The sequence below is a fragment of the Bacteroides sp. 3_1_23 genome (assembly GCF_000162555.1).
Taxonomy (GTDB): Bacteria; Bacteroidota; Bacteroidia; order Bacteroidales; family Bacteroidaceae; genus Bacteroides; species Bacteroides ovatus.
Window position 1 is genome coordinate 1,109,557 of record NZ_GG774949.1, and the last position, 13,531, is coordinate 1,123,087.

The following is a 13,531-nucleotide window of genomic DNA, read 5'->3' on the forward strand; positions in this document are numbered from 1 at the left end:
ATAAAGGTTTTAGAAACTAATTTTGGGTGCCTGCTCCAAATTCGCACGTTCGTTTTTCCCCAAGTCGAACATTATCTCTCTTTGGAATCCGGTCATTCCTGCTACGATATTCGACGGGAATGTCTGCACGGCGTTATTGTATTCTTTAGTGGCCGAGTTGAAGTAGCGGCGAACAGCAGCCAGTTTATTCTCTACGTCAGAAATTTCTTCCTGTAATTGCAGGAAATTCTGATTAGCTTTCAGATCGGGATAAGCCTCGAGAGTAATCTTCAATCCAGCAAGAGCAGAGCTTAACTGGTTTTCGGCAGCTATCTTATCATCAATCGTTTTTGCGCCAACTGCACCGTTACGTGCCTGAATCACTCGATCAAGCGTTTCCTTTTCATGTGCGGCATATCCTTTCACGGTGTCTACCAGTTGGGGAATGAGATCATGGCGTTGTTTCAACTGTACATCGATGTCGGCAAACGCGTTTTCACGATTGTTTCTCAATTTCACTAATGAGTTGTACATGGAAGCAAAAATGATGCCCAGCAATACAATAATCCCTACAATAATAAGTATGGTCATAGCTTTTTGTTTTATTTAATAATATAAAATCAAAAGTAATCTATTTGGTTCTTTTAACCAAGTAGTAGGGGGTAAATTTCGCAAATACCACCTAAAAACTATCAGAAAGCACCTAAAATCTGTCATTTGATAGAATTAACCCCCAAGAAATGACAAATTTTCCCCTGCTGGATACACAAAATACCTTTAAACTTGCAAATGTCGAGAAAAAACGAATATTAACCATAAAACCATTAAAGTATGAAAAGTTTAAGTTTCAGAAAAGATTTAATTGGAGTACAGGAAGAGTTGTTTCGTTTTGCTTATAAATTAACGGCCAACCGTGAAGAAGCAAATGATTTATTGCAGGAAACATCTTTAAAAGCATTAGACAATGAAGAGAAATATGTTCCGGACACAAATTTCAAAGGATGGATGTACACAATCATGCGTAACATCTTTATTAATAACTACCGTAAAATAGTACGCGATCAGACCTTTGTTGATACCACCGATAATTATTATCACTTAAATCTGCCACAAGATTCAGGATTTGAAAGTACCGAAGGTGCTTACGACCTGAAAGAGATGCATCGCATCGTCAACGCACTCCCCCGGGAGTATAAGATTCCTTTCTCCATGCACGTATCAGGTTTCAAATACCGTGAGATTGCAGAGAAATTAGGATTGCCATTAGGTACAGTGAAGAGCCGCATATTCTTCACACGTCAACGTTTACAACAAGAGTTGAAAGATTTTGTATAAATGAGGATAACGCATACAAACAAGCTTATAAGCAAAAGGAGCAAGGGGATAGATCCTCGTTGCTCCTTTCTTTTTATTTATGATTCAATTATCACTTGCCTTTCTTGTTTTTGCTTTTTTTCTTTTCTACGGCTTTTTCTTCAGATGGAAATTTAGGAACCAGATTCATCAGCCGTAATATCTGATTTTGTCGTTTTAATATGTATGACGAAGGTTTCGCCGAGTTAAACCGTATCGGATTGGGCAGAGTAGCGGCGATAAGTGCGCATTGTCCCCGGGTCAACTGGGCAGCTGTTGTTCCGAATTTGACCTTTGCGGTAGCTTGCGCGCCGTAGATGCCATTTCCCATTTCTATAGAGTTGAGATAGACTTCCATGATTCGTTCTTTCGACCAGAACAGTTCGATGAGAAACGTAAAGTAGACTTCGAGTCCCTTGCGTACCCACGAAGATTGCGGCCATAAGAACACATTCTTGGCTGTCTGCTGACTAATGGTACTTGCTCCGCGTTTCCGTTTGCGTGTTTCGTTCTCTTTCATCGCTTTCTTGATTTCTACAAGATCGAATCCGTTGTGTTCGGCAAAACGGTTGTCTTCGGAGGCTATGACCGCCATCGGCAGGTTGGGAGATATCTTATCAAAAGAAACCCACGTGTGCTTCCACGTGGGTTTATCTCCTGAAAAAATCTGCTGAACACTTCGGATAACCATCAACGGAGTGACATAAACTGGCATAAACCGATACACAATCACTGCCAACAGAGTGGATGCAAAGAAGAAAATCAGCAGGTTGCGCGTATAGCGCAGAATTTTTTTAATTAGCAGCTGCTTGTGCATCTTTAATCATTTGTTCACTTGCGTACATGTATACTTCTACACGACGGTTTTGTTCGCGACCGGCAGCAGTATCATTGCTTGCAACGGGATCGCTTTCACCCATTCCCTGTACACTTTTGATCTGATTGGTGGAAACACCACAACTCAACAAATAACTAGACACGCTCTGTGCACGTTCTTGTGACAAGTTCAGATTTTTCTGCTGGCTTTGTGCGGCAGTGCTGTTTTTCCAGCCCTGGTTGTCAGTGTATCCGTAGATAGACACGTCCATATCCCGGTTCTGATTGAGCACATTGTTGGCAAACTTGCTTAAAGCAGATTTAGCAGCAGCACTTAGATTTGCATTACCGGTAGTGAAAAGAATACCCGAGTCGAATGTTACTTTCACGGCTTGCAATCCGTTGTTGTCTGTTATCTGTTCTACTTGTGCGCCTTCAATTTGTTTTGCTTCTGCTGCTGCTTTGTCCATCTTCTTACCGATAAGAGCACCCGTACCTGCACCTACTGCCGTACCGATAGCAGCACCAATAGCGGCACCTTTACCTTTACCGATAACACCTCCCAGGATTGCACCCAGTGCAGCACCCGAACCACCACCGATAGCAGCACCTTTACCAGTGTTGTTCATACTTCCACAGCTACCAAATATCATGGCAATACTCATGAAGAGAACCATAAATTTCATCTTGTTCATAATGTTGATGTTTTTTTAAATTGGTTTATAAATAATGTTTTTATACGAATCGCTTCGTATTATAAATAACAATGCAAAGATACATATTATTTGGCAAGCATGTACTTTTTAAGTTAAAATAACTCGGATGAATCCCTTTGTTTGTTAATAAAGGAAAACGAACGTTATCCTTTTATTGTTGAAGGAATACTTAAGCACTTCTTTTTGATAATAATGAACCAACTCAAAAGAATTAAACCTTTGGCAACGGTGGTGACGCAGACTGCCCACCAGATTCCTTCCACTCCCATACCCATCCGTACAAACAGGATAGCAAGCGGAATACGCATATAGTTGCAACTGATGCTGATAATGGCAGGGGGTATTGTGCGGCCGATGCCGTAGAAAACTCCCTGCATGGTGATTTCGAGCATCATAAAGAGCTGGGAATATCCGTCGATACGAAGGAATACACCTCCGGCTTCATAAGCAGCCTGTTCGGGCACGAATATGGCGAAAACTTCGTTTCCGAAGAAAACGAATAGCAAGGTACAGAGTGTACCGAAGATTCCCGTCATCCATAGGGTAGTGTACCAGGATTTAAGTACCCGTTCGATTCGTCCGGCAGCATAGTTTTGGGCGATGAAGGCACTTAGTGCGGTGGAGAATCCCTGTGAGGTGTTCCAAGTAATTGCTTCGATTTGTCCCCCGGTGGTGAACGTCATTAAGCCGATGTGCCCTCCCTGTTCGGAAGCGGTGCGGCAGAGGAACATGTTGACGAAGGCAAACAATGTATTTAAAGTCGCTACGGGTAATCCAAGTTTAAGGATTCTCCGCGTGTACTTTTTCTTTAGCCGGGTGAAGAAAGGGAAACCGCCCAGCAGCGCATCCCTGCAACGCAACTGATAGACGAAAATCAGGAAAACACTTGCTTCTGCAATCCAGGTGGCGTACGCCGCACCGTTTGTTCCCAGTCCGAAACCGAATATAAAGAGTGGGTCCAGAACGATATTCAATATCAACCCTGTGCCACTGATAAAGAACGGGACTTTGCTGCGTCCTGCTGCATTATAAATTCCGGTGAAGGCAGCGGAAAGGAAAACGAAAGGTAATCCGGTAGAAACAATCCGCAGATATTGAATGGCATTGACTGTGATATGTTCCTCAAGTTCATAAATACGTATGATAGGTTCTGCAAATATAAAAAGGAGTCCCCCCAGCAAATGGAAATAATCAAAGCAATCGTAATATTATGAGACGCGAAGCTGCGGGCATCTTCCTGGCTTTGCGCACCGATGGATTGTCCGACACTCACTTCAGATCCTACCTTATTTAATAAGGAGATAGAACCGGACATCCACGTCAGGATTCCGACAGAACCGATAGCGGCTACGGCTTCACTTCCCAACCGTCCTACCCATGCCATGTCTGTGAGACTATATGCCATTTGAATAAACGACGTTGCCATGATCGGCATTGCCAGATTAAACAGTTGACGATTGATAGGACCTTGTGTCAGATTCTTTATTCCTTGCATATAATTTTTCTAATCGAAATGGGGTGCAAAGATACGTAAAATTACTATCTTCGCACATCTAATTATTCATTAATCAAAGTATATAGATACTATGAAACAGAAATTTTCCACTATTTTTCTCCTGTTGCTTCTCTTGCTAGCAGGTTCACGGGTGGTAGCACAGAATGCTCCGAAGCCTTTTGATATCGAACAACCTTCACTTCGCGTATTCCTTCCTGCGCCGGAATTGGCAACGGGGCGTGCTGTGGTTGCTTGTCCGGGTGGCGGATATTCGCATTTGGCTTTCGAACATGAAGGTTGCGACTGGGCACCCTATTTCAATAAACAAGGTATTGCATTGATTGTGCTGAAATACCGTATGCCGAAGGGGGATCGTACATTGCCCATTTCAGATGCTGAAGCGGCAATGAAAGTTGTGCGTGACAGTGCTGATGTTTGGAATCTGAACCCGAATGATATAGGCATCATGGGCTCTTCTGCGGGCGGACATCTGGCATCCACTATTGCTACTCATTCCAACCCCGAGCTTCGTCCGAACTTTCAGATTCTTTTCTATCCTGTGATTACGATGGATAAATCATATACCCACATGGGGTCTCACGACAATCTTTTGGGAAAAAATGCTTCTGCTGAATTGGAAACGGAATATTCCAATGAAAAGCAAGTAACGAAAGATACGCCACGTGCTTTCATTGTATATAGCGACGACGATAAGACCGTTCCGCCCGCTAACGGGGTTAATTATTATTTGGCTCTGAACAAGAATAATGTGCCTTCGGTACTTCATATTTATCCTTCCGGTGGACATGGATGGGGAATTCGTGAGGGTTTCCTTTATAAGAATGAGATGCTGGATGAACTGACGTCTTGGCTCCGTAGCTTCAAAGTGCCCCACAAAGATGCTATTCGTGTAGCTTGTATCGGCAATAGTATTACGTATGGCGCGCGCATCAAGAATCGCAATCGTGATAGTTATCCTGCTGTGTTGAGTCGTATGCTGGGAGAAGCTTATTGGGTAAAGAATTTCGGAGTAAGTGCCCGTACTTTGCTGAACAAGGGAGATCATCCTTATATGAATGAAAAGGCTTATCAGGATGCGTTAGCTTTCAATCCCGATATCGTTGTCATCAAACTGGGTACGAATGACAGTAAATCGTTCAACTGGAAGTATAAAGCCGACTTCACGAAAGATCTTCAAACAATGGTTGATGCTTTCAAAGCATTGCCTTCCCAACCGAAAATTTATCTTTGTTATCCTTCCAAAGCCTATCAGACCGGAGATAATATCAATGACGATATAATCTCTAAAGAAATTATTCCGATGATAAAGAAAGTTGCTAAGAAAAACAACCTGTCCGTCATCGATCTTCATACGGCAATGGACGGAATGCCCGAACTATTCCCGGATAAGATTCATCCGAATGAAGCAGGTGCCAAAGTGATGGCAAAAGCTGTTTATCAGTCCCTGAAAAAGTAAAATAGAAACACAATAAATGCAGAATATCCGGTTGGAACAATCTCTTTATGAGAAAGTTTCAACCGGAATTTTTTTAGTTTAACGACGAATAAACTTCTTATAATATGCTAAAAATATAACTTTCTGAAAGTCTGGTTTATGGGTAATCCGTATTTTTGCGCCCGAAAAATAATAAAATGATAAATAGCGTTATGAATAGACTACAAGATTTTACCTTTTTCTCGCAGTTGATGGCTAACGCTAATATGGGATGGTGGAAAGCCAATTTATCAACTGCGAATTATGAATGTTCTGACTTTATAGTAGAGTTATTAGGTCTGGATCAGACCGGAATTATTAGTTTTGAAGATTTCAATAAACGTATTCAGAAAGAGGAACAACTTTCTACAACTGTTCATTCCTATGGTGTGTATCAACGGCCGGAGGTGGTGTATTTGCTTGATACGGTGAAAGGACCTGTTTGGGTACGTAGCAAGGTATGTTTTCAAGAAACGGATGAAAACGGAAACGAAATCATTTATGGTATATCCGAAGTGCAAGATGGTCCTGATATGGCATCTGCTTATCAAGCTTTGCAATACAGTGAGCGTCTCTTATCTAACATTTTCAAGTATTTGCCTATTGGTATCGAATTATACGATATGGATGGGGTATTGGTGGATTTGAACGATAAGGAATTGGAGATGTTTCATATAGAGAAGAAGGAAGATGTATTGGGTATCAATATTTTTGAGAACCCTATTTTTCCGAAAGAAATGAAAGAACGGCTGAAGAAAAATGAAGATGCCGACTTTACTTTCCGTTATGACTTCTCGAAGGTTGGTTCGTATTATCAGAATACCCAGAAACAGGGCACAATTGATTTAGTGACTAAAGTGACTACATTATATGATAGCGAACACCAACCGATAAACTATCTGTTGATTAATGCGGATAAGACAGAAACAACGGTAGCCTATAATAAGATTCAGGAGTTTGAGGAGTTTTTTGAACTGGTCGGTGATTATGCCAAGGTCGGTTATGCCCACTTCAATGTTTTGAGTGGACACGGCTATGCCCAAAAAAGCTGGTACAGAAATGTGGGTGAAGCGGATGAAACTCCGTTGTCCGACATCTTTGGCACATACCAGCATTTCCACCCCGATGACCGTGCCTTGTTGATTCGGTTTTTGGACGACGCACGAAAGGGGCTTACTACCAAACTTAGCAAAGAGATGCGTGTCCTTAGGGAGGATGGCACATACACATGGACGCATGTCAATCTGTTAGTAAAGAAATATGCCCCGCAAGACCGGATTATCGAAATTATCAGCATCAATTATGATATCACAGAACTGAAAAGGACAGAAGAAATGCTTGTCAAGGCACGTGATAAAGCTGAAGCATCCGATCGGTTAAAGTCTGCTTTCCTGGCTAATATGAGTCACGAAATCCGTACTCCTTTAAATGCTATTGTCGGCTTTTCAAGCCTGTTGACTAGTACGGAAAATGCAGCGGAAAAGGAACTATATAATTCTCTGATTGGACATAACAACAAACTATTATTAAATCTGATTAATGATGTAATTGATCTTTCTAAAATAGAATCCGCTTATCTGGAATTGCGTCCGGACTGGGTTAATCTTACCGAGCTTCTTGACGAGAGTGTAGCGGAGTATGCTCATCAAGTACCATCCGGCGTTGAACTTCTGACTAACTATCCGGCACATGATTCTCTGGTAGAACTGGATAGCCTGCGTATCAAACAGATCTTGAGTAATTTTCTTTCGAATGCCTTAAAGAACACTACCACCGGACATGTGGAAGTCTTCTATGAGGTAGACCACCAATCTGTCAGAATCGGTGTTAAAGATACCGGTCGGGGCATCCCGCAGAATATGCTTGAAAAGATATTCGAAAGGTTTGAGAAGTTGGATTCCTTTGCTCAAGGGGCCGGTTTGGGTTTATCTATCTGCAAACTAATCGTTGAGAAGATGAACGGGCGGGTATTAGTTGATTCCCAACTGGGGATCGGTACTACTTTTGTAATCGAACTGCCGTGTCGTTCTATGCTTGTTGAGTAAGTATATGTGAAGAATCTTAAAAGAAAAATCCCTTGATAACGACTGATTATCAAGGGATTAATTTTGTTTTTGTGATCCGCCTGGGGCTCGAACCCAGGACCCCAACATTAAAAGTGTTGTGCTCTACCTGCTGAGCTAGCGAATCGGTCCTTCAGTGCTTTCTTTCGAATGCGGGTGCAAAGGTAGAACATTTTTTTATAACTCCAAAAGAATTCAAACATTTTTCTTATCTTTGTGCCATTATCAACAATATATAATCATACGTATGGCTGCTGACGATAAAAAAATTATCTTCTCGATGGTGGGAGTGAGCAAGGCTTTCACCCCCAATAAGAATGTGCTGAAAGACATTTACCTGTCGTTTTTCTATGGAGCGAAAATCGGTATTATCGGTTTGAACGGTTCCGGTAAATCAACGTTATTGAAGATCATCGCCGGTTTGGAGAAATCCTATCAGGGAGAAGTGGTGTTCTCTCCGGGATATTCCGTGGGTTACTTGGCACAGGAACCTTATTTAGACAACACAAAGACAGTAAAAGAAGTAGTAATGGAAGGCGTGCAACCCATTGTTGACGCACTGACAGAATACGAAGAAATCAATCAGAAGTTCGGTTTGCCGGAGTACTACGAGGATCAGGATAAGATGGATGCTCTTTTTGCTCGTCAGGGCGAACTGCAAGATATCATTGATGCGACTGATGCATGGAATCTGGACAGCAAACTGGAGCGTGCGATGGATGCTCTCCGTTGTCCGCCTGAAGATCAGCCGGTAGAAAACCTGTCCGGAGGTGAACGTCGCCGGGTAGCTTTATGTCGTTTGTTGTTGCAGAAACCGGATGTGCTCTTGCTGGACGAACCTACCAACCATTTGGATGCAGAATCTATCGACTGGTTGGAACAACATCTTCAGCAATATGAAGGTACGGTTATTGCCGTGACGCACGACCGTTACTTCCTCGATCATGTTGCCGGATGGATTCTCGAACTAGACCGTGGTGAAGGTATTCCCTGGAAAGGTAACTACTCTTCCTGGCTGGAACAGAAGACAAAACGTATGGAAATGGAAGAAAAGACCGTCAGCAAACGTCGCAAAACACTGGAACGTGAGTTGGAATGGGTGCGCATGGCTCCCAAAGCCCGTCAGGCAAAGGGTAAGGCACGTCTTAACTCTTATGACAAGTTGCTGAATGAAGACGTGAAAGAGAAAGAAGAAAAACTTGAAATCTTCATTCCGAATGGTCCGCGTCTGGGTAATAAAGTCATTGAAGCGAAACAGGTGGCTAAAGCATACGGCGATAAACTGTTGTTTGACGATTTGAACTTTATGCTTCCTCCTAATGGTATTGTTGGTGTGATCGGTCCCAATGGTGCGGGAAAGACGACACTGTTCCGTCTGATTATGGGATTGGAGACAGTAGATAAAGGAGAATTTGAAGTAGGAGAGACTGTAAAGGTGGCGTATGTAGACCAGCAACACAGAGACATTGATCCGAATAAGAGTGTTTACCAGGTAATTTCCGGTGGTAATGAGCTGATCCGCATGGGAGGACGTGACATCAATGCACGTGCATACCTTTCTCGTTTCAATTTCTCCGGAGGCGATCAGGAAAAACTTTGCGGTGTACTGTCCGGTGGTGAAAGAAACCGTTTACACTTGGCGATGGCTTTGAAAGAAGAAGGCAATGTACTGTTGCTCGATGAGCCTACCAATGATATTGATGTAAACACACTGCGTGCTTTGGAAGAAGGTCTGGAAGATTTTGCCGGCTGTGCCGTAGTTATTTCGCATGACCGTTGGTTCCTCGACCGTATCTGTACACACATTCTGGCTTTTGAAGGAGACTCCAATGTATTCTACTTCGAAGGGTCTTATTCAGAATACGAAGAAAACAAAATGAAACGTTTGGGAAATGAAGAGCCGAAGCGTGTTCGTTATAGAAAGTTAATGACTGACTAGTGTAAAGTAATAGATTGAAGCATTTCTAATGCTTTCTGTTTCAAAATAAAAGGCTCTGCAAATATTGTAGAGCCTTTATCGTTTTATAACGTGGCGAAACGTTTATCTCTCTTAAAAAATTGTAGTGTAATCGTAATGTAGTTCTAAATATTATTAATTATATTTGTGCACAGTTTTTAAAAGCAAACAATTTATATTAACTAATCAACTACATTTATGTTAAAGAGAATGCGATCTTTCTTAGTGCTAGTAATGTTGTTTATTGCTGTCACGATGAGCGCGCAGGTTACAACAGCCACGATGAGTGGTAAAGTGACCGCACAAGATGAACCAATCATTGGAGCAACAGTCGTTGCGGTTCACGAACCATCAGGCACTCGTTATGGTACAGTGACTAACGTCAGTGGTCAATTTAATCTGCAGGGTATGCGTACCGGCGGCCCTTACAAAGTAGAAATTTCTTATGTTGGTTATCAAACAGCAATTTACAAGGGAATTAATCTTTTACTGGGAGAGAATTATGTTTTAAATGTTTCTTTAAAAGAGAGTTCAGAACTGTTGGACGAAGTAGTAGTGACTGCTTCTAAAGAGAGTAATATGAAGTCTGACAGAGCAGGTGCTATTATGAATGCCAATCGTGATATGATTAATAGTACTCCGACTATTTCTCGTAGTATTAGCGATATCATGCGTCTTTCTCCACAAGGTGCTGATGTTGGTAACGGTTTTGCAGTAGGTGGTGGTAACTATCGTCAGTCATTTGTAACAGTTGATGGTGCTGCTTTTAATAATACATTCGGATTAGGAGGTAATCTCCCGGCTAACGGATCTCCAATATCTTTGGATGCTTTGGAACAAGTTACAGTGGCTGTAACTCCGTTCGACGTTCGTCAGAGCGGTTTTACAGGGGGGGCAATTAATGCAGTAACCCGTTCAGGAGATAATCAATTCCGTGGAACTGCCTATATGTATTTTAATAATGAGAATCTAAAAGGCAGCAAGGTTGATGATTATGAACTTTTACGCTCCAAAGCTCAATATTATACTTATGGTGCAAGCTTTGGTGGTCCGATTATAAAAGATAAGTTGTTCTTTTTTGTGAATGGAGAATATGAAGACAATGTAACTGCGGGATCAAGTTATCGTCCTCGTACTGCACTTGGAGAAAGCTATAGCGGTGGTAATGTACATCGCCCTCTTCAAAGTGATATGGATGACATACGCAGTTTCTTATTAAAAAAATACGATTTTGATCCAGGAAAGTATAATGGCTATTCAACGGATACTCCTGCTTATCGTATTATGGCACGTGTTGATTGGAATGCCAATCAAGATAATAAGGTTAGTTTCCGCTTTACCAGAACGCATACTAAAGATTCTAACTTCCCTACTAGTTCAACCAATCCATTGTATTCATCAGATCTTTATCCAGGAGGTAAATCTAATGAAGTTATAGATGGTAAGCCTGTTGGTGACATTGCCAAAGGACAGGGACGTACTTCTAAATATGCCTTGAGTTTCTCGAATTCCAACTACTATCAAGTGCGTGACTTTACTTCTGTTGCAGGTGAATGGAACTCGCGTATGGCTCAAGGAGCAATGAATAATATGTTGCGTTTTGCATATTCCTATCAAGATGAGCCTCGTTCATTTGATGGTCCTCTTTTCCCGACAGTTGATATTTTACAAGATGGTGCCGTATATGCTAATTTTGGCGCAGACCTTTTCACAGCAGGTAATCTGCGTCAGACAAAAGTATTCACTATTACAGATGAGTTCAACTGGAATGTAGGTATTAATAAGTTTATGGCTGGTTTCCAATATGAGCATACGAAAGCTATTAATGGTTATATGTTAGGAGGTGCTGGCTACTATGTCTATTCAACTTGGGATGATTTTGTAAATGATAGAACTCCGCAGGCTTTTGCTATAACTCACTCAAATTCACCTGATATGTCTCAATTCCTTGCAGAATTGAAATTTCAACAATATTCTTTGTATTTGCAAGATGAGATCTCTATTTCAGAAAACTTTAAAGTAACAGGTGGACTTCGTTTTGAATTGCCGACTTATCCTTCTTTAAAGAATAATTATAATGAAGAGTTTGCCAAATTAGATTTTGGTGGTCAGCATTATTCTACAGATCAACTTCCGGGTGCGAAAGTATCTGTGTCGCCGCGTGTTGGTTTTAATTGGGATATAACAGGAGACCGTAAGTATGTACTTCGTGGTGGTACAGGTCTATTTGTTGGACGTATGCCTTTCGTATGGCTGATTTCTGCTGTAGGAAATTCAGGAGTGGGACAAACTACTTATTATTATACAGATGCTGCTACTGCTCAATACAAACCGAGTTTCCATGCAAACCGTGATGAGATACTGAAAGATCTCTATGGTGGCCAGACACATTCAAAAGTAGAGCTTCCTAAAGACCCTACCATTATTGATAAAGATTTGAAGATGCCTTCTACTTGGAAGACTTCATTAGCCCTTGATATGAGATTGCCGGGTGATATTAATTTTACATTAGAAGGAATTTATAGCCGTGATTATAATCCTGTTGTGATAACTAATCGTGGTTATGAGGTGCAAGATGCAAAATTAACTCTTTCTCCAAATGACGTTCGTGATACATATAAGATATATAATAAAGGTCAGAATGTTTATCTTTTAGAGAATTGGAAAAAAGGTGCATATTACTATTCAATTTCAGCTCAATTGCGTAAGAACTTTGATTTTGGTTTAGATTTATCATTTGCTTATACGCATTCAAAATCTCGTTCATATAGCGATGGTATTGGTGATCAGGTAACTTCTGCCTATAAAACTAATACTTATTCAGTAAATGGTATTAATGAACACGAATTGGGTTATGGCACTTATGTAGCTCCTGACCGTATCTTGGCTACAGTTGGTTATAAGAAAGAATATGGTAAGCATTTTGCAACCAGTGTTTCTTTATTGTATGAAGGAATGCAGATGGGATATGCCGGAACATGGGGATATAGCCGTTACTCATATACTTTCTCTGGTAATGTTGTTGGTGATGCGGGTGCAAATAGCTTATTGTATATTCCTGCAACACGTGAAGAATTGGATAACTGGAAGTTTAGTGATGCTGCTTCTTATCCTGCTACACAACAAAGAGATGATTTCTGGAATTATATTAACCAAGATAAATATCTGAAGAATCGCAAAGGTAAATATGCTGAAAGAGGTGGAGCTGTTATGCCATGGCATCATCAGGTTGACTTTAAATTGAATCAAGACTTCTATTTAAACGTTGGTGGTAAGCGTAACTTGTTGCAAGTAGGAGTTGATATCAAAAATCTTCCTAACTTGTTAAATAACAGTTGGGGACTTTATAAGCAAGTAATCAATTCTAGCTTGTTGCAATATAAAAATGGAGAATTCACTATGAATAAGAATGCTGGTGAGACGCTGACAAGCACTTATCGTGATTTCCAAAGCTTTAAATCTACTTATTCAGTACAGTTTAGTGTACGTTATATCTTCAATTAATAGTAGTTTAATATCATAATAAAAGAATGCCGGGCAATTTTTAAATTGTTCGGCTTTCTTTTATATTATAAGAATAATATTCAATTAAAGATTTACTTTAAAGAATAATCCCTTATATAGACCTTATTCATTATAATGAGGAAACTAATATAA

Annotated in this window: 8 protein-coding genes, 1 tRNA gene and 1 pseudogene; 5 read left to right on the forward strand and 5 right to left on the reverse strand. The window is 40.9% G+C overall.

All coding sequences use genetic code 11. The features are described 5' to 3' along the window. Positions 1-9: 9 nt before the first annotated feature. On the reverse strand, positions 10-570 hold the full coding sequence (locus HMPREF9010_RS20090; RefSeq protein WP_004306356.1) for a LemA family protein: 561 nt from the start codon (positions 568-570) through the stop codon (positions 10-12). A gap of 240 nt (positions 571-810) precedes the next feature. Between HMPREF9010_RS20090 and HMPREF9010_RS20085 the strand changes: the two genes are divergently transcribed. After that, the gene (locus HMPREF9010_RS20085; RefSeq protein ID WP_008647227.1) at positions 811-1,314 is read left to right on the forward strand and encodes an RNA polymerase sigma factor; all 504 of its coding nucleotides are present in this window, start codon (positions 811-813) and stop codon (positions 1,312-1,314) included. A 91-nt stretch (positions 1,315-1,405) separates the two neighbouring features. Here HMPREF9010_RS20085 and mtgA read toward each other — a convergent pair whose 3' ends face one another. The 3 genes and pseudogenes from mtgA to HMPREF9010_RS20070 all read right to left on the reverse strand — a co-directional run bounded on the left by mtgA (position 1,406) and on the right by HMPREF9010_RS20070 (position 4,359). Beyond that, entirely contained in the window at positions 1,406-2,149 is a 744-nt protein-coding gene (gene mtgA / locus HMPREF9010_RS20080; protein WP_004306355.1) for a monofunctional biosynthetic peptidoglycan transglycosylase, read from the reverse strand. Next, positions 2,127-2,843, reverse strand: a complete 717-nt coding sequence (locus HMPREF9010_RS20075) for an OmpA family protein (RefSeq protein WP_004306354.1) — start codon at positions 2,841-2,843, stop codon at positions 2,127-2,129. The genes mtgA and HMPREF9010_RS20075 overlap by 23 nt, the downstream gene beginning before the upstream one ends. 164 nt (positions 2,844-3,007) lie before the next feature. Further along, positions 3,008-4,359: pseudogene (locus HMPREF9010_RS20070) on the reverse strand (MATE family efflux transporter). A gap of 91 nt (positions 4,360-4,450) precedes the next feature. Between HMPREF9010_RS20070 and HMPREF9010_RS20065 the strand changes: the two are divergent. Both HMPREF9010_RS20065 and HMPREF9010_RS20060 read left to right on the forward strand, forming a co-directional pair. Continuing rightward, positions 4,451-5,836, forward strand: a complete 1,386-nt coding sequence (locus HMPREF9010_RS20065) for a GDSL-type esterase/lipase family protein (RefSeq protein WP_008647228.1) — start codon at positions 4,451-4,453, stop codon at positions 5,834-5,836. A gap of 191 nt (positions 5,837-6,027) precedes the next feature. Then, positions 6,028-7,899 (forward strand): PAS domain-containing sensor histidine kinase, encoded by a 1,872-nt coding sequence (locus HMPREF9010_RS20060; RefSeq protein ID WP_032852455.1) that lies wholly within the window; start codon positions 6,028-6,030, stop codon positions 7,897-7,899. 72 nt (positions 7,900-7,971) lie between these two features. Here the strand turns inward: HMPREF9010_RS20060 and HMPREF9010_RS20055 are convergent. After that, positions 7,972-8,044, reverse strand: a tRNA-Lys gene (locus HMPREF9010_RS20055). A gap of 120 nt (positions 8,045-8,164) precedes the next feature. Between HMPREF9010_RS20055 and ettA the strand changes: the two genes are divergently transcribed. Together ettA and HMPREF9010_RS20045 are read left to right on the forward strand one after the other, a co-directional pair. Then, entirely contained in the window at positions 8,165-9,856 is a 1,692-nt protein-coding gene (gene ettA / locus HMPREF9010_RS20050) for an energy-dependent translational throttle protein EttA (protein ID WP_004300352.1), read from the forward strand. A 216-nt stretch (positions 9,857-10,072) separates the two neighbouring features. Then, positions 10,073-13,378 (forward strand): TonB-dependent receptor domain-containing protein, encoded by a 3,306-nt coding sequence (locus HMPREF9010_RS20045; RefSeq protein WP_032852456.1) that lies wholly within the window; start codon positions 10,073-10,075, stop codon positions 13,376-13,378. The last annotated feature ends 153 nt before the right edge of the window (positions 13,379-13,531 follow it).